This window comes from Loktanella sp. S4079 (assembly GCF_000967725.1).
In the GTDB taxonomy this organism is placed as follows: Bacteria; Pseudomonadota; Alphaproteobacteria; order Rhodobacterales; family Rhodobacteraceae; genus Yoonia.
Genome location: NZ_JXYE01000002.1, coordinates 840,289 through 857,488 on the forward strand (window position 1 = coordinate 840,289; position 17,200 = coordinate 857,488).

14 protein-coding genes are annotated in these 17,200 nt (G+C 54.3%); 10 read left to right on the forward strand and 4 right to left on the reverse strand.

What is annotated here, in order from left to right:
- Positions 1–50 precede the first annotated feature (50 nt).
- The 3 genes from TW80_RS05315 (at position 51) to TW80_RS05325 (ending at position 3,190) form a co-directional block, all read left to right on the forward strand.
- On the forward strand, positions 51–2,153 hold the full coding sequence (locus TW80_RS05315; protein WP_045996257.1) for a DEAD/DEAH box helicase: 2,103 nt from the start codon (positions 51–53) through the stop codon (positions 2,151–2,153).
- A 240-nt stretch (positions 2,154–2,393) separates the two neighbouring features.
- A complete protein-coding gene (locus tag TW80_RS05320) occupies positions 2,394–2,726 on the forward strand; it encodes a TfoX/Sxy family protein (RefSeq protein WP_045996258.1) in 333 nt (110 codons plus the stop codon).
- Between the two features lie 41 nt (positions 2,727–2,767).
- Positions 2,768–3,190, forward strand: a complete 423-nt coding sequence (locus TW80_RS05325) for a DUF4112 domain-containing protein (RefSeq protein WP_045996259.1) — start codon at positions 2,768–2,770, stop codon at positions 3,188–3,190.
- On the opposite strand, the gene ndk is transcribed toward TW80_RS05325, so the two are convergent.
- A complete protein-coding gene (gene ndk / locus TW80_RS05330) occupies positions 3,187–3,609 on the reverse strand; it encodes a nucleoside-diphosphate kinase (RefSeq protein WP_045996260.1) in 423 nt (140 codons plus the stop codon). The two genes, TW80_RS05325 and ndk, sit on opposite strands and share 4 nt — an antisense overlap.
- A gap of 208 nt (positions 3,610–3,817) precedes the next feature.
- Here ndk and TW80_RS17600 point away from each other — a divergent pair, with 208 nt between their 5' ends.
- Positions 3,818–5,209, forward strand: a complete 1,392-nt coding sequence (locus tag TW80_RS17600; protein ID WP_052700892.1) for a Hint domain-containing protein — start codon at positions 3,818–3,820, stop codon at positions 5,207–5,209.
- 53 nt (positions 5,210–5,262) lie between these two features.
- On the opposite strand, the gene TW80_RS05340 is transcribed toward TW80_RS17600, so the two are convergent.
- Positions 5,263–7,422 carry an esterase-like activity of phytase family protein gene (locus TW80_RS05340; protein WP_045996261.1) on the reverse strand — a complete coding sequence of 720 codons (2,160 nt, stop codon included), beginning with the start codon at positions 7,420–7,422 and terminating at the stop codon, positions 5,263–5,265.
- 135 nt (positions 7,423–7,557) lie between these two features.
- Here TW80_RS05340 and abc-f point away from each other — a divergent pair, with 135 nt between their 5' ends.
- From abc-f to TW80_RS05355, 3 genes are all read left to right on the forward strand, one after another.
- Positions 7,558–9,411 carry a ribosomal protection-like ABC-F family protein gene (gene abc-f / locus TW80_RS05345; protein WP_045997031.1) on the forward strand — a complete coding sequence of 618 codons (1,854 nt, stop codon included), beginning with the start codon at positions 7,558–7,560 and terminating at the stop codon, positions 9,409–9,411.
- An 81-nt stretch (positions 9,412–9,492) separates the two neighbouring features.
- On the forward strand, positions 9,493–10,122 hold the full coding sequence (locus TW80_RS05350; RefSeq protein ID WP_045996262.1) for a MarC family protein: 630 nt from the start codon (positions 9,493–9,495) through the stop codon (positions 10,120–10,122).
- A 9-nt stretch (positions 10,123–10,131) separates the two neighbouring features.
- A complete protein-coding gene (locus TW80_RS05355) occupies positions 10,132–10,710 on the forward strand; it encodes a retropepsin-like aspartic protease family protein (RefSeq protein WP_045996263.1) in 579 nt (192 codons plus the stop codon).
- Between the two features lie 101 nt (positions 10,711–10,811).
- Here TW80_RS05355 and TW80_RS05360 read toward each other — a convergent pair whose 3' ends face one another.
- Positions 10,812–11,264 carry a DNA polymerase III subunit chi gene (locus TW80_RS05360; RefSeq protein WP_045996264.1) on the reverse strand — a complete coding sequence of 151 codons (453 nt, stop codon included), beginning with the start codon at positions 11,262–11,264 and terminating at the stop codon, positions 10,812–10,814.
- Positions 11,265–11,267: 3 nt separating this feature from the next.
- Positions 11,268–12,734, reverse strand: coding sequence for a leucyl aminopeptidase (locus tag TW80_RS05365; RefSeq protein ID WP_045996265.1), 1,467 nt, complete (start codon positions 12,732–12,734; stop codon positions 11,268–11,270).
- Between the two features lie 140 nt (positions 12,735–12,874).
- Between TW80_RS05365 and lptF the strand changes: the two genes are divergently transcribed.
- Genes lptF through TW80_RS05380 form a run of 3 tightly spaced genes read left to right on the forward strand, consistent with a single transcriptional unit; the run spans position 12,875 to position 17,195 of the window.
- Positions 12,875–14,005, forward strand: coding sequence for an LPS export ABC transporter permease LptF (lptF, locus tag TW80_RS05370; protein ID WP_045997032.1), 1,131 nt, complete (start codon positions 12,875–12,877; stop codon positions 14,003–14,005).
- A complete protein-coding gene (gene lptG, locus TW80_RS05375; protein ID WP_045996266.1) occupies positions 14,002–15,096 on the forward strand; it encodes an LPS export ABC transporter permease LptG in 1,095 nt (364 codons plus the stop codon). Before lptF ends, lptG begins: the two co-directional genes overlap by 4 nt.
- Positions 15,096–17,195 carry an LPS-assembly protein LptD gene (locus tag TW80_RS05380; RefSeq protein WP_045996267.1) on the forward strand — a complete coding sequence of 700 codons (2,100 nt, stop codon included), beginning with the start codon at positions 15,096–15,098 and terminating at the stop codon, positions 17,193–17,195. The genes lptG and TW80_RS05380 overlap by 1 nt, the downstream gene beginning before the upstream one ends.
- Positions 17,196–17,200 lie beyond the last annotated feature (5 nt).

The following is a 17,200-nucleotide window of genomic DNA, read 5'->3' on the forward strand; positions in this document are numbered from 1 at the left end:
ATCGGCGTAGTGCGCACGCTTACCCGCCAGAAAGCCCCCAAATGACCTCTATGATCCAAACTCTTGCCGATGCACTTGCCAAACAAGGCTACACCGAGCTGACACCAGTCCAACAAGCTGTGACAGAACCCGGCCTCGAGACGCAGGATCTTTTGGTATCAGCCCAGACAGGTTCTGGTAAGACGGTTGGCTTTGGCTTGGCGATTGGGCCAACCATTTTGGCCGAAGACGGCACATTTGGCCCCGCCGGTCGCCCACATGCGCTGATCATTGCCCCAACCCGCGAATTGGCGCTGCAGGTGAAACGCGAATTGCAGTGGCTCTATGCAGGCGCAGGTGCCACGCTCGCGTCTTGTGTTGGCGGGATGGATTTTCGCGACGAACGCCGCAGCCTCGAACGCGGGGCGCATATTGTCGTTGCCACCCCCGGACGTCTGCGCGATCACATTATGCGCGGCACCATTGATCTAAGCGACATCAAAGCTGTTGTGCTTGATGAAGCGGACGAGATGCTTGACCTAGGTTTCCGCGAAGATCTTGAATTTATTCTTGAGCAGGCACCAGAAACCCGCCGGACCCTGCTGTTCTCGGCGACGGTGCCGCCAATGATTGCCAAGCTCGCGCAATCCTATCAGCGTGATGCCCAACGCATTGCGACTGTTACCAAAGAAAAGCAACACAGTGATATCGAATACCGTGCCCTGCGGGTAGCCAACCACGATATTGATGCCGCAATCATCAACTGCCTGCGCTATTATGATGCGCCCAATGCGATCGTCTTTGCCAACACCCGCGCAATGGTCACCCGTTTGACAACACGCCTGTCAAACCGTGGCTTTGCGACCGTGGCGCTATCAGGCGAGCTGTCGCAGAACGAACGCTCGCATGCGCTGCAAGCGATGCGGGACGGTCGCGCAAAGGTCTGCGTTGCGACGGATGTCGCGGCACGCGGGATCGACTTGCCAAACTTGCAGCTCGTTATTCACGCTGAACTGCCTACCAATGCAGAAACGCTGCTGCACCGCTCTGGCCGGACAGGTCGCGCGGGTCGCAAGGGGATTTCGGCGATGATCGTTCCGGCGAAAATGAAGCGCCGCGCCGAAAACCTGTTGAAATGGGGCAAACTGACCGCTGAATGGGCCGTGCCGCCAACCGCTGAAGAAGTCCAAGCCAAAGACGAAGAGCGTCTGCTGACTGATCCAATCTGGTCCGAGGATTTCAGCGAAAGCGAAACGGCATTCGCGCAGCGCCTCTTGGCCGAACAAGACGCCGAAAAGATCGCGGCAGCATATCTGCGGCTTTATGCTGGTAAAAACTCTGCACCCGAGGTCCTGTCTGAATACCAAGACACACCACAACGCGGCGAAAAATCTGACCGCCAGCCGCGTGAGCGCGCGCCATTTGGCCCGTCTAAATGGTTCAGTGTTGATGTCGGTCGCGAAGGCAAAGCCGAAGCGCGCTGGCTCTTGCCGATGATTTGCAAGGCTGGCGACATCACCAAGAAAGAAATCGGCGCGATCCGTATCCAGCCAAACGAAACCTTTATCGAGATTTCTGAGCCTGCTGTTGATGGTTTCCTGCGGGCGGTCGGTCAAGACATGAAGCTTGAAAACCAAGCAACTTTGACCGCGCTGGACGGCCCGCCCCAATTAGGGGAGCGTGGTCCTCGCAAGACCAAGCGCGATTATGACCGGCCCAAGCGTGACTTTGGTGATAAAGCAAAACGCGCGCCGCAACGCGATCGTGGCACGCCGCCACCCTCGAAACAGGCAGATGTTGCGCCAATCCAACCGATCCCCGGTGCGGCAGACGACTATGACACCAAGCGCAAACCACGTCACAAGCCCGAGCGACGCGATCATGGCGACGCCTTGGTCGAAAAACGCCACAAGCCAAAAGGAAAATCAGAGGGGCCGAAACGCAGGTCGGACAGTGGCAAACCGCCCTTTAAGCGGAACTCTGATGGTGGAAAGCCCAACCACAAAGGTAAAGCTGGGGGCGGTAAACCACCCTTTAAAGGCAAGTCAGACAGCGCACCACGTGGCGGCAAACCCAAGGGTAATGCAAAGGACACGTCCAAGCGCTTTACCCCTCCAGGCGGCAAGTCAAAATCACGCAAAGGTGGTAACACCCCTCCCCGAAAGGGTAGGTAGTGCATCAGTTATGAACTGAAATGATCCTTTTTTCCCCGCGCATCGGCATATCAACGGCTGCTAAGCTGTTGATATCAGGAGAAAGGAAACCAGCCATGGACCGTTCACGCCCTAAGACTTCAAAAGCTGAGCCAGTGAAACCCCCTGCCCCTCAGCCCAAGCTGCCTCCGCGTCAGATCTTTTTTGACTTCGCGAGCATCTAGACTTTGCAGATTTCGGGGCGCCGCGTAAGATCAACGCATGAGCGCCCTGACCACAATCAAAAATATCGGCCCCGCCTTTGAAAAGTCTTTGATGGCGGCCGGTATCAAAACCGCCGAAGAATTGCGCGCACTTGGCGCGGACGCGGCATATCAACGTTTGCTCGAAAACGGGGCGCGGCCCCACTTTATCGGGTACTATGTTTTGCACATGGCTCTGCAAGGTCGCCCATGGAATGACTGCAAAGGCGCTGAAAAATCTGCCCTTCGCAAACAATTTGATCGCCTTAAATCACAAAGCTTTGACCCACAACGCTCTGATTTGGAACGTATTCTAGATCAGATTGGTGTAATTGCACCACCTGAGAAGTAAACACCCTTCACATTTCCATCGAATTCGTTTATGTTAACAACATGAACATTGAACAAGACATTGATTTGGAACTATCCGCGCTCCGCAAAATAGCGTGGCGCATGGATGCATTATTCTTCATTCCCGGAACCCGGATTAGTATCGGCCTCGATAACTTGCTGGGTCTTGTGCCGGTTATCGGCGACATCGCAGCAACGGCCCCTGCCCTTTGGACAATTCGCAAGGCCTATCGGCTGGGCGCAAGTCCAGGAACATTGGCCTACATGATCTTTAATACGGCACTGGATTTTGCCGTCGGCAGTATCCCGATTATCGGTGATATCTTTGACGTGCTATATAACGCGAATATCCGGAACTATCGCGCGCTAGAGCGTAATCTAAACAAAAAGGCCGCCCGCGCCAAATCGGTGCGGACGACCCAAAAAACAATTGGTTGGGATACCCCTAACCTCTTGGCAGATTAGCCAACCAGTTCAAGACCAGAGAAGAAGAATGCGATTTCTTCTGCTGCTGTTTCTGGAGCGTCAGAACCGTGAACAGAGTTTTCACCGATGGACAGTGCGAACTCTTTACGGATTGTGCCTTCGGCAGCGTCTGCTGGGTTTGTTGCGCCCATAACTTCACGGTTTTTCGCGATCGCGTCTTCACCTTCGAGAACCTGAACAACGATCGGCTCAGAGATCATGAATTCGCACAGTTCGCCAAAGAAAGGGCGATCTTTGTGAACGCCGTAGAACTGCTGCGCTTGTGCCAATGTCAGCTGGATGCGCTTGCTTGCGACGATGCGCAGGCCAGCTTCTTCGAATTTCGCTGCGATTTGACCAGTAAGGTTACGCTTGGTTGCGTCTGGTTTGATGATCGAGAATGTACGCTGAATAGCCATTTTTAACGGTCTTTCATGTCATAGGGTTAACTTTGTGGCGTCCCCTAGCACGCGTTGTGCGGCGTGAAAAGAGAAAGCACTGCTTTCCGCAAATTTTCTGTTATGCGCGCCTTGGTGAGACAACCACACAACCATATGAATGATACACGGTTTGATCGAATCACCCTATGCGTGCAATATTGCGGCGTGGGTAAAAAGGGGCAAATCAATGGCCACGATGGTATCAGGCTTGGGCGGGCCTGCTGGCTATGGCGAAAATCAGTTTTTGACAACAACATTAACAGCAGGAAACTTGGACGACGGAAGTATCCTCGTCGATATCACTTCTGTGTTCGGTGGTGGGATCAATTACTTTGGGACCACCTATTTTGGGATATACATCAACTCGAATGGGTTGATCACATTCGAAGGACCCGAAACGACCTATACACCTGTTGGCATCGCTGGCTACGGTGATCCCGCGATTGCGCCATTTTGGTCGGACGTCAATATTCAATCAGGTGGGGAAATCTATTGGGATCTTGATCCAGCCAATGGGACCGTTACTGTCACTTGGGACAGCGTCGCCCCCTTCTCGGGTACTGGCAGCAATTCGTTTCAGGCGATCATCACTGATACCGGCGGTGGCAATTTTTCGGTCGAGTTCATCTACGAGAATATCGAATGGACAGAAGGCTATCCTGCCGCCGGGAATGCAACGGTCGGCTTTACGGATGGCGCAACTAATGTTGAAGAACTCCCTGGTTCAGGCAATGCCATCGCCCTAACCAACTATGACACAACCGATTTCGGGAACGGCGACCCAGACGGTACTTGGGAAATGGATGTCGTGGGCGGCGCAAGCCTGCCTTCAGACGGCGTGATCAGCGGAACCTCGGGCGACAATGTTATTGATAGCAGTTACGATGGCGACCCCGAGAACGATTTTGTCGATACCGCAGATGGGACAGGTATCAACCGGAACGAAGACACGATTAGCGCTGGCGCGGGCGATGACATTGTTTTTGCAGGTGATGAGGCCGATACAGTCTTTGGCGGCACAGGTGATGATACGATCACAGGGGGCACAGGCGCTGACCAGATCTTCGGAGAAGGTGATGATGACACCCTCATTATTGCCGAAGATGACAGCGCAGATGGTGGCGATGGCGACGATATATTTCTTATCACTGACCTAGGAGAGGCAGGTGCTTCGACGATTACTATCGTGGGCGGCGAAGGTGGCGAAACCATCGGTGATACGCTCAACTTCCAAGACCTCATTGGGTTTGCCGATGTCACCTATACAAACACTGACGATGCCGCCGGAGGGCTGGATGGCTTTGCCACCTTGGCTGACGGGACAGTTGTCACTTTTTCCGAAATCGAAAATGTCATTATCTGCTTTAGCGAAGGCACCTTGATCGACACCCCCGCCGGACAGCGCCGGATCGAAACTCTCCAGCCGGGCGATCAGGTTCTCACGCTCAACAACGGCCCTCAGCCCATTGCATGGATTGGTCGGCGCAGGGTTTGTGGGCGCGGGTCGCTCGCTCCGATACGCATTCGCGCGGGGGCTTTTGCAAATGACCGCGATCTTTGGGTTTCACCGCTGGCCTGAAACGCAATGATCGCCCGCGAAAGCAGGCGATCAGATATTGTTAAATATGCCGATTATTGCGCCAAGTCTGTGATCGCAAAGAACATGGTCTCACCAGAATGATCATCCACACCGTCATTGTCGGTCACGACATAGGCTGTACCGCCGGGTGTGAACGCCAAGCCTTCAACTTTGTCCAATACATAGCCGCCAGTCGCGCTCAGGTCTGGTAGTAGGTCTCGGACCACTTCCTTTGTGACGACTGGCAATGTGCCGCCGAGTGGCGCAGGAACAAGTTGATCCAATGCGACGCGCGTAATCTGTTTGACGACCGCATTGGCGCCAATCTGGTTATCGCGTTCAATCAGATAGGCGTAGTCACCATGGACCGTGATTTCTGATAGACCGACCCAACCAGTTTCTGGTGTCTCGAGCGGATAGTGAACTGCACCCCACTCCTCGGTCTCAAGGTTATAGGAAACCAGCTTTACATGGCCTTCAGGGTCATCTTCCCATTCGCGCTGGACGGCCATCCATAGGCTATCACCAATCACTGTAATCCCTTCAAAGCCAAAGCGTTTCTGGACGCCAAGCAATGCGTTCGGGAGACCGATTTCTGCGTCAATCTCGCCCTCGGAATCTACGTGGTAGATTGCGTGCGGCACCATTCGATCCACGCGCCCTTCGGACGCAATCCAGTAACCACCGTCACCGTCGACGGCGATCCCTTCCATGTCGAGCTTTTGCGCGGGCCGCCCTGCGCGCGTGACTGCGATTGCATCCGTGATCCGCGCAGGCGTTTGCGAGACGTCGATGGTAAAGATCGTTGGTTGATAGCTGTAGAAACTGTCGTTCACCGCTACCAGCGTTGTTTCATCTACAGCCGCCAACCCCGACAATGCACCCCAACCGATCAAATCATCAGCACCCGCAGAGGTAATCATCGGATAGCTTGCGGCTTGGTCAGTGTATTCGTAGATCATCACATGACTACGCACACCGCCGTCTTCGGTCAAATCCGTTTCATTTGCAGAAATCAAAAGGTTACGCGATGGAATTGAGACGTATCCTTCAGGGCCGATCCCAGATGGCAGCAATTGAGTGAGCACCGGATTGGCCAAATCACTCACGTCGTAGACACCAACCATTGATGCGCGCTCTGCCCCGACAAAGACAATCGTTGTTTCACCAAATGTTGCTGTCTCAATTGACTCTGGCTCTACACCTTTGCTGTCGGATCGCTTGTCCGGATAGTGACCCGCCTGAATGATCGCATATTCAAAACTGGTGCCCGCGTCATAGGTAACATTGCCATCCACATCAAAGATGGTCCAACCCCGTGTGCCGCCGTCCATGTCGCCTTCGTTCGCGGTCGCGAAATGCGTGTCGTCAATCCATTTCACCGCATCCGGCTCACGCGGCACACCTGTCAGCATCTCATCAAAGATCAGGGCACCGCGTTCATCGGTTGCGTCGATACCCGTCAGATCAACCGTCCCCGCAGAGAAATGGCTCTTTATTGCGCCATCTCGCCCGACAATCACGATGTGATTGTTTTCTTGCATCGTCACGACAACATCGCCTTGGCCGTTGATGTCGACAAACTCTGGCTCAGGATCTTCGGGGCTGATTTCGGCAAGCCCGCTGAGATCGACATTAATCAATGTCGCACAATCCGCCGAACCATCGGTCACCGCGACAAGGCTAAGTGCGCCGCCCGGCAATTGCCCGACACGGCCGTCACCCAAATCTTCGTCACGTTCGTTTTCAATAGCGACCGCGAGAAACGATCCGTCCTTAGCAACTGCAACACTATCTGGTTGGCCAGGCAAACTGCAGCGCGCCAGTTCTGCGCCAGATTTGATATCCAACACCGCCAAATGCCCGGATGGTTCGGTATAGCTTGGCGATGTATTTACGCCAACAAAGGCCACATCACCAACCACAGCGACCGAGGTCGGCTCACCGTCTAAGGCGATATTGCCAAGCTGCATCGGTTGATACGGATCACTGATATCAACGCGGCCCAATGCACCCAATGGGCTATCCGTATAGACCAGCGTCATGCCATCCGCAGTCGCGGCAATGATCTCAGCAGACGTTTCGACCAACTGGTCGCCCTCGCCAATATTTAGATGCGTCGGAAATGAAGAAATACGGTTAAAACTGTCGGCCTGCACAGCGGCAGCAGTTAGGGCCAGCACGGATGTCAGGCAGCAAAGACGGTAGGTCATAATTGTCCTCAGGTTAGTTGTGGCCCACCCCTTGCCCGCGTTCCGCGACGGTCACGTAACACCTCGGTGACGTTTTCATGACAGTACCAAAATCATGTGATTGACCCGGCCCTTGGGATCAAGCATAGCCAACCCATGCTTAAGATTTCTGACCTCACATACTCCGTCGAAGGCCGCACGCTGGTCGAACATGCGACAGTTACCATCCCGACAGGCCACAAGGTGGGTCTCGTTGGTCGAAATGGCTGTGGCAAAACTACCCTGTTCAAAATCATCCGCGGGGAAATGGTGCTCGACACTGGGCGCGTCGATATCCCGCGCGGCTGGAAGATCGGCGGCGTCAGCCAAGAAGTGCCAGGCAACGAGGTCTCGCTTATTGATACTGTGCTGCGCGCCGACACCGAACGTGAAGCCCTGATGGCTGAAGCCGAAACAGCCACTGACCCAGAGCGCATCGCAGAAATACAAACACGTCTGGCCGACATCGACGCTTGGTCCGCCGAAGCACGCGCGGCGACGATCCTCAAGGGTCTTGGGTTTACGCATGAAGAACAGCAGATGCCCTGCTCTGCATTTTCGGGCGGTTGGCGCATGCGGGTTGCGCTCGCGGCGGTACTATTTTCAGAACCCGACCTGCTTTTGCTCGATGAGCCAACCAACTATCTCGATCTCGAAGGCGCACTCTGGCTCGAGGCCTATCTGGTCAAATACCCTCACACTGTGCTGATCGTCAGCCACGACCGTGAGCTCTTGAACCGATCTGTGGGTGGCATCTTGCACCTCGAGGAAAAAGGGCTGACCTACTACACGGGCACCTATGATATGTTCGCAAAACAACGCGCTGCGAACCGTGCCGTCCAAGCTGCCGCTGCCAAAAAGCAAGATGCGCAGCGTGCGCACCTGCAGGCATTTGTTGATCGGTTCAAAGCCAAAGCATCGAAAGCCAAACAGGCGCAATCGCGCGTCAAAGCACTTGAGAAAATGGAAACGATCCGCGCCCCCGAAGACGCTGCCCGCACTGTTTTCACATTTCCCGAACCAGAGGAACTCTCACCCCCGATCATCGCCACCGAAGGTGCAGCAGTCGGCTACGGCGAGACCATTATTTTGCGCGATCTGAACCTACGGATCGACCAGGACGACCGGATCGCGCTCTTGGGGCGCAACGGCGAAGGTAAATCAACGCTTTCCAAAATGCTCTCCGGACGGCTTGAGGTTGCCAAAGGGAAAATGGTCACCTCCAATAAGCTGCGCATCGGCTTCTTTGCGCAGCATCAGGTCGATGAACTCCGTGTCGAGGAAACCCCGCTCGAACATCTCTTGCGTGAACGCCCACAAGAAGGCCAAGCCAAACTGCGTGCGCGACTGGCAGGCTTTGGATTGGGCGCGGATCAGGCCGAAACAGAAGTGGGCAGGCTTTCGGGTGGTCAAAAGGCGCGACTTTCGCTCTTGCTGGCGACCCTACCCGCACCGCATCTGTTAATCTTGGACGAGCCAACCAACCACCTCGATATCGAAAGCCGCGAGGCACTTGTTGAAGCGCTCACCGCCTATTCCGGCGCGGTCGTACTTGTCAGCCACGACATGCACCTCTTGTCGATGGTCGCGGACAGGCTTTGGCTGGTCAAAGACGGCAAAGTCAATCCATACGAAGAAGATCTACAGGCCTATCGCAAACTTCTCCTCACTCCGGAAAAACGCGAAGAGAAGGACAAACCAAAGCCCGCGAAACCTGCAAAACCATCACGCGACGCGCTCCAAGCCATGCGAAGCGATGTGCGCAAAAACGAAGAACGCTACAACAAAATCAATGATATGCGCGACAAACTTGCGACGAAACTTGCAGACCCCGCGCTCTATGAGGACGGCAAAGCTGGCGAACTCGAAACATGGAATAAAAAATACGCCGAAGTGATGGATGGTCTCGCGCGTGCCGAAGCGCTCTGGATGAGTTCGCTGGAAAAACTGGAAATGGCCGAAAACAGCTAACCCATCATCTTGCCCCAAATACTCCCTGCCGGAGGCATCAAATTTCTAGAAATTTGATCGCGGCTAGACCATAAGGTTCCTATGACAGAATTACCTGCCCTCATCGCCGCATTCACGACGATGTTCATCATTATCGACCCACCCGGCTTGGCACCGGTATTCATTGCCATGACCCAAGGGATGACCGCAGCCCAACGCCGAACCATCGCGATCCGTGCATGTATCGTTTCGGCCTGCCTGATGATGGTCTTTCTCCTTTTGGGCGAAGCTGTGCTGGGCTTTATCGGCATCTCGATGGATGCGTTCCGTATTGCAGGTGGCATTATGCTATTCCTTACGGCGCTTGAGATGCTGTTTCAAAAACGCCAAGCGCGCCGCGAAGACAACGCTGCCGAGGGTCTCGACGAGCATCACGATGATCCCTCTGTATTTCCTCTGGCGCTGCCACTTATCGTCGGCCCCGGTGCAATCACCACCGTCATTCTCTTGGCGGGGCAAGCACAAGCCGCTACAGATTTTGTTGCGATCGCTGGCGTGATCCTTGCGGTGCTGCTTATCGTGTTTTTGGCGTTTTTGGCTTCGAACGCAATTGAACGTGCGCTCGGAAAAACCGGCCTTAACATTCTCACAAGGGTTCTGGGAATGCTGCTCGCCGCGCTTGCGGTGCAGTTTATTCTGGATGGTTTACGGGGCTTTGGGATCGGCGGATAGGAATTCTAGATGACAGCAGATCAAACAGCGCGATTGATTTATCTTTCGCTCCTCGTTTTGGCAGTCTTGGGATCGGCTGTTGTTTCCGGGCGTGAAAACCTTGGCAAAACAGTCCAGCAAGCGGCGATTTGGCTGTTCATCTTTCTTGGCGTCATCGGGGCTTACGGCCTCTGGGAAGACATCCAGCGTGATACGACCAATCGCCAAGCCTACCTCGCCGATGGGCGCATCGAAGTCCCGCGTAGCCCAGATGGCCATTATTACATGACGCTCGAGGTTAACAATCGCCCGCTCACATTCGTGGTTGATACCGGCGCGAGCCAAATCGTTCTTAGTCAAGAAGACGCGCGTCACATCGGGCTTGATCCTGATAACCTAGACTATTGGGGTTACGCGATGACTGCCAATGGCGAGGTACGTACTGCCGCAGTCATTTTAGAAAGCATCACACTGGGCAACGTCATCGACCGAAACGTGAATGCCGTCGTCAATGGTGGCGAAATTGACATTTCCCTACTGGGCATGACTTACCTCAATCGGTTCAATCACATTGAAATTAGTAATAACCAACTGATCCTAAGCCGATGAAATACACACTCTGTTTGATACTCTTGCTCGCTGCTTGTACTCCTGCTCCCACCGAACTCCCCGCAGATTTCGATCCAAGCTTTGAATTCTAGAACGTAGGCCTATTTCTCGGCCTTTTTAGTCCATCTACCTTGCTCTTGCGCCCAATATTGGGCCGCACAGCCGGCATCGGTTAGCGATTTCCATTGACCGCGCGCGTGTTGGAGAGCAGCCTCGTCCCAACCATCAAACAGAATGCACACGCGCTCTGCCAGATTGATTTCTTCGGCCGTGACTTCGGCACCTGCGACACTCATCACGCAGGGAAATCCCTCGGTGGGCGTATCCCCGATAAGAACAGGCTGGTCGGCGTCATGTGGGCCTCCGGCAACGCCATGTGGCGCAAAGCCATCTTCGGGGCCCTGCCATAACACATCATCCAGTCGCTTGGTCAGCATGGGGTTGGGCGTCCGAACGAGAACACGCCACCCTGCACCGCGGGCCTTGCCGATCAACATTGGCAAGGTCACCTCAAGCGGGCTATCAGTCAGATGATAGAAATAGGCGGCACCCAACGGTTAGCCCTCGTATTTGTCAGCGATCAAACGGTTCAGCGCCATCACACCCCACCCGGTCGCACCAGCAGGCGCAAGGGCCGTTTCGGACTTCACACTTGCCACACCAGCGATGTCCAAGTGACACCAAGGGACGTCATCCTTGACAAAGCGTTGCAGAAATTGTGCCGCTGTGATCGAACCCGCGACACGTCCGCCGACGTTCTTCATGTCGGCGACACGAGATTTAAGGAGGTCATCATAGGCCTTACCCATCGGCATACGCCACGCGCCCTCGCCTTCGGTTTCTGCAGATTTGATAAATGCCTTAGACAACTCATCAGAGTTGGAAAACACCCCTGCGTTCTCATGGCCAAGCGCCACCAAGATCGCGCCGGTCAGCGTTGCAAGGTTGATCATACCGGATGGCTGGAAACGATCCTGCGCGTACCACATGACATCCGCCAGAACCAAGCGGCCCTCAGCGTCTGTGTTAATCACCTCGATCGTGTCACCCTTCATTGATGTGACGACATCTCCTGGGCGCACTGCATTGCCCGACGGCATGTTTTCCACCAAACCGACAAGACCTACAACGTTGGCCTTAGCCTTGCGCAGCGCGAGGGTTCGCATGACACCGGCAACGACACCCGCGCCGCCCATATCCATGGTCATATCTTCCATGCCTGCCGCTGGCTTTAGGCTAATCCCGCCAGTATCAAAGACAACGCCTTTGCCGACCAAGGCAAACGGAGCCTCTTCACCGCCACCATTCCAGGTCATGACAACAACCTTTGACGGGCTGGCAGAGCCTTGCCCCACGCAGAGCAGGCTGCCCATGCCGAGTTTCTCTAGCTCGTCCTCTTCAAGGATTTCGACCTCAAGGCCCAGCTCTTGCATCGCGGCAAGGCGCGCAGCAAAATCGTCTGTGGTCAGGATATTGGCGGGTTCATTCGTCAAATCCCGTGTAAAGAACACGCCTTCCGCAATCGCAGCCATCGGAGCTGCTGCTTTTGCGACCTCTTCGGGTTTGGACACCATAAAGGTCACGGCCCCAGCGCCCGGTTTGTCGGCTGTCTTGTGACTGTCAAAAGAATACCCGCGCAACGCAAGCCCAAGCGATATCTCTTCGGCCTTTGCGATGTTACCGGCCAGTACTGTCAATTCCTCGGTCCCGCGGGCTTTGGCCAGTTGCGCGCCCGCTTTGCGCGCCTCTAGGGCTGTCGGCCGACGCGTCAATTTGCATACCAAAACCGTCTGAGCGGCAAGGCCCGCCGGAAAAGTCAGGGCAGTGACATCGCCCGCCTTCATTTTCTCGAACTTTTCGCTCTCGACCAGCCGCGCCAACGCTTTGCGGCTAAGAGAGTTCACCTTACGCGCACAAAGATCCAGTTTGCCGTCTTCTGCGACAAAAACCGCCAATGTTCCGGTTAATGCAGCAACCGCATCTAAATCGACATCTTTGAACTGAATTTCTGCGGGCGTGGACATGAAGCCTCCTTGAGGTGAAATAATTCTAAGCCAATAGGTAGCGGGTGTAAGGGACAAACACCAGATAGCTGTTCAATCCAGCGCAGCAATCGGCTAGCGTGCCCGAAATTAGGCGCATCAAATGCGATGAGGATACGCTTTTGGCGAAGTTTGACAGATACTTTTTATCTCAGTTGATGGTTCTGTTTGGTTTTTTCAGCCTCGTGCTGGTTTTGATCTACTGGATCAATCGGGCGGTTGTGCTGTTCGATCAACTGATTGCGGATGGGCAATCTGCTGGTGTCTTTCTGGAATTCACGGCTTTGTCTTTGCCATCTGTCATTCGCTTGGCGCTGCCGCTCGCGGCCTTTGCGGCGTCGATCTATGTGACCAACCGGATGACAACAGAATCCGAACTTGTTGTGGTGCAGGCAACTGGGTTTTCAGCATTTCGGCTGGCGCGCCCGGTTTTATACTTTGGCCTGATCGTCGCGGTCATGATGTCGGTGCTGATGCATTACTTGGTTCCGCTCAGCTCTGCACGGTTGGCTGAACGGCAAGTCGAGATATCGCAAAACCTTGGTGCGCGGTTATTGACCGAAGGTGAATTTGTTGAACCTGTTTCAGGTGTGACATTCTATATTCGAAGCATTACTGCCCTTGGCGAATTGCAGGATATCTTTCTATCCGACACGCGCGATCCAGAACGGCAGGTCACCTATACCGCGACCCGTGCGTTCTTGGTCAATGACGCCGGTGAAACACAGTTAGTGATGATAGACGGGCTTGTGCAGGTCTTACAGGCAGAGACGCAAAGCTTGTCAACAACCGCCTTCGATGATTTCGCCTATAATATCGGCAGTCTGATCGCCACGCCCCAAGAGCGCGGCCGCCGCGATTCACACGTATCGACGTGGGAGCTTCTCAATCCAACGCCAGAACTGCTGGTTGAGACACGCCGCAGTAAGGCGCAACTTCTGGCGCGGGGACATGACCGCTTTAGTCAGTCGCTCTTGGGAACCGTTGCCGCCCTCCTTGGGTTTGCGACACTCTTGATCGGCAATTTTAGTCGGTTTGGGGTTTGGCGGCAGATTTTGGCAGCCATCCTCTTGATCATCGTCGTCAAGGCGATGGAAACAGCGGGGCTGAACATGGCACGCGGCAACGAGGGTCTATGGTTTGCCACCTATCTGCCAGCTTTGGCAGGGTTTGTTATCGTCTGGTTCCTGTTGTTTTGGGCAACCCGGCCCTACCTATTCAAGCGGCGTCAGCCAGATGAGGCTATCCGATGATCTTGCACCGATACTTTGCCCGCCGTTTCTTTACGACATTTATGGGCGTGTTGTTCATCTTTTTCATGATCATGATGTTCCTCGATATTGTTGAACAGCTGCGCCGCTATGCATCTGCTGACGCGGGTTTTGGGGCGATCCTGACGTTGACACTTCTCAACATTCCGCAAGGTGTTTATCGGATCTTGCCGCTCATTATGATTTTGTCGGCTATTGCGCTTTTCCTCAATCTTGCGCGTTCATCAGAGATGGTTGTTACAAGGGCAGCGGGCCGTTCTGCGCTTCGCGCACTTGTCGCGCCTCTGGTTGTGGCACTGTTGATTGGGATTATCGCACTGGGGATCGGCAACCCAATTGTGGCAAGTACGTCCAAAGAATACGAGGCGCGGTCAGGTGCATTGCGTGGGAATGCATCGGTGCTTTCAATTGGTTCATCTGGTCTATGGCTACGCCAAGGCAGCGAGTTGGGGCAGACCGTCATTCAAGCCCAAAGTGCCAATCTCGATGGAACGCAATTATCCGAAGTAACATTCATCAGCTTTGCGCCAGACGGCACGCCATCTCGGCGGATCAACGCAACAACTGCCGTTCTTTCCCCGGGTCATTGGACCCTGACGAACGCAAAAATCTGGATGTTCGACGACGAAACAGTACCCGAGGCAGCAGCCGAGACCCGAGAACAGTTCGAGATTCCCTCTACCCTCACCCCCGATCAAATTCGGGATAGTTTTGGCACGCCATCCTCGATTCCGATTTGGGAACTTCCCGCCTTTATTGAACGACTGAACCGTGCGGGTTTTTCTGCACAGCGCCATCTGGTTTGGTTTCACACCGAAATCGCGCAACCTCTGTTCTTGATGGCGATGGTGATGATCGGTGCTGCGTTCACCCTACGCCATCAGCGCGGTGGGCGGACTGGATTGATGGTCATGTTTGCGATCTTGCTGGCCTTCGTAATCTACTTTATCCGCAACTTCGCACAGGTATTGGGTGAAAACGGGCAGCTTCCTGCAGTTTTGGCGGCCTGGGCCCCGCCGTTGGCGGCAATTGCACTAAGCTGGGGCATTTTGCTCCATAACGAGGACGGTTAATGCGCCTGCTTGTCATTTTGTTCTGCCTGTTGTTGCCTAGGGTTGCTACGGCACAAAGCGCTGCAACACTTGTCGCCGATCAGGTCCGTGTCACCGACCAAGAGCAGCTGATTGCAACTGGCAATATCGAAGTGCTCTATGGCAGTACACGTCTGACGGCCCAGCAAATTACCTATGATCGCACGCGCGATCAGTTGGATATTCAGGGTCCAATTGTCATCAAACTTGAGGACGGCACGATTGTCATGGCCCGCGCCGGCCAAATAGACCCTAAGCTCGAAAACGGTATCCTACAGGGTGCGCGGATCGTATTGGATCAGCAGCTTCAGCTTGCGGCCAATCAAATTGACCGCCGCGAAGGGCGCTATTCACAACTTTACAAAACGGTCGCAAGCTCTTGTCAAATATGCGGAAATCGCGCCCCGCTGTGGTCGATCCGCGCGGAAAAAGTAATCCATGACAGCGTCGAACTGCAGCTCTATTTTGAGAATGCGACCTTACAAATCCTTGATATGCCCGTATTTTGGTTGCCCCGTATGCGGCTGCCTGATCCAAATCTCGACAGGGCCACAGGCTTTTTGGTTCCAGAACAGCGCAACACGTCTCAACTAGGTACAGGGATCAAAACCCCCTACTTTGTCACTCTCGGAAACCATCGTGACATCACATTGACGCCCTACGTTTCACCTGAAACCCGCACGCTTGAAATCATCTACCGTCAAGCATTTCGCCACGGTGACTTGAGGATTGTCGGTGCATCCAGTAACGACACATTGGAAGATGAGAAACGCTCTTATGTGTTCGCATCGGGGACATTTGAACTGTCCGATGATTATCGACTGACCTTCGACGTCGAGGCTGTCAGCGATCCAGCCTACCTGCTGGATTACGGTTATTCCGACAAAGACCGGCTTGATAGTGCTATCGCGCTGGTTCGGGTCACAGATACGACGCTGACCCAAGGGCGTCTGACCTATTATCAAACGCTGCGCGAAGATGAATCGAATGCATCGCTTCCCCCAATTATCGCGGACGCAAGTTACGAAGCGCGACTATTCCCAAAACTGGGCGGAACCATCACTGTCGGAAACAGTATCGACACGGCGTATCGCTATAGCACGACTGATGGTGATCAGGGGCGCGATGTCACCCGGATCGGCGCATTTGGACGATGGGAAAATTATTGGCTTCTGAGCCAAGGGATATTGCTAAATGTTGCGGGGCAACTGCGGACGGATGTCTATCACATCGTCGAAGATAGCCGCTTTCCCACCAATGACACGCGTTTTTCACCGAGCGTGCAGACCACTCTGCGTTGGCCGTTGGCCGCCCATGGTGCGTCGGGCAGCACACATATTATTGAGCCGGTGGTCAGCCTTGCGTGGTCCGACAGCTATGGTGCAACCGTACCGAACGAAGACAGCACCAGAAGCGAGCTTGACCCGGGGAATATTTTCGATGTGTCCCGCTTTTCCGGGGATGACGCCATTGAAACAGGTCGGCAAGCTGCCGCGGGTGTGACCTATACGCGGCTTGGTTATTCCGGTGTCGACACGACGCTATCGCTTGGGCGTGTTTTTCACGAAACGGATCAATTGGAGTACACAAAGTCTTCGGGGCTTGACGGTGCTCAATCTGATTGGCTGTTTGGCATTCAAGCTCAGGCGCCTAGCGGTTTTTTGTTTGATGCCCGTGCACTTTTCGATGAAAAGGGAAGGATCACCGTCACCGATAGCCGTATTGCATGGAATAACGCTGATATCGACCTATCTGCCGCCTATATTTGGCAGGCCCGCGACACCGAAGAAGGTCGCACCGGCACCGTATCCGAATGGACCCTTGATGCAGGCTTCCAGCTAAATGAATCATGGAGCCTTGATCTCGACGGTCGCTATGATGTCGCTGCTGATCGCCCGGTGCGTGCCGGGATCGGACTAGGCTGGAAGAACGAATGTGTGAACATCAACGTTTCGGCCTCGCGTCGCTATACATCTTCCAGTACGGTTGCTCCGACAACAACATATGGGATAAGCGGATCATTGACTGGTTTTTCAACGGGTCGATCCGCAACGGGCCCAGCGGCAGGTTGCCGCAAATAAATGTG

Bases quoted from the DNA above. Each gene is read 5' to 3' on its own strand.
- TW80_RS05340 (WP_045996261.1), bottom strand. From the start codon at position 7,422: ATGACCTACCGTCTTTGCTGCCTGACATCCGTGCTGGCCCTAACTGCT.
- ndk (WP_045996260.1), bottom strand. From the start codon at position 3,609: ATGGCTATTCAGCGTACATTCTCGATCATCAAACCAGACGCAACCAAG.
- TW80_RS05325 (WP_045996259.1), top strand. From the start codon at position 2,768: ATGAACATTGAACAAGACATTGATTTGGAACTATCCGCGCTCCGCAAA.
- TW80_RS05355 (WP_045996263.1), top strand. From the start codon at position 10,132: ATGACAGCAGATCAAACAGCGCGATTGATTTATCTTTCGCTCCTCGTT.
- TW80_RS17600 (WP_052700892.1), top strand. From the start codon at position 3,818: ATGGCCACGATGGTATCAGGCTTGGGCGGGCCTGCTGGCTATGGCGAA.
- TW80_RS05350 (WP_045996262.1), top strand. From the start codon at position 9,493: ATGACAGAATTACCTGCCCTCATCGCCGCATTCACGACGATGTTCATC.
- TW80_RS05315 (WP_045996257.1), top strand. From the start codon at position 51: ATGATCCAAACTCTTGCCGATGCACTTGCCAAACAAGGCTACACCGAG.
- lptG (WP_045996266.1), top strand. From the start codon at position 14,002: ATGATCTTGCACCGATACTTTGCCCGCCGTTTCTTTACGACATTTATG.
- TW80_RS05365 (WP_045996265.1), bottom strand. From the start codon at position 12,734: ATGTCCACGCCCGCAGAAATTCAGTTCAAAGATGTCGATTTAGATGCG.
- TW80_RS05380 (WP_045996267.1), top strand. From the start codon at position 15,096: ATGCGCCTGCTTGTCATTTTGTTCTGCCTGTTGTTGCCTAGGGTTGCT.
- TW80_RS05320 (WP_045996258.1), top strand. From the start codon at position 2,394: ATGAGCGCCCTGACCACAATCAAAAATATCGGCCCCGCCTTTGAAAAG.
- abc-f (WP_045997031.1), top strand. From the start codon at position 7,558: ATGCTTAAGATTTCTGACCTCACATACTCCGTCGAAGGCCGCACGCTG.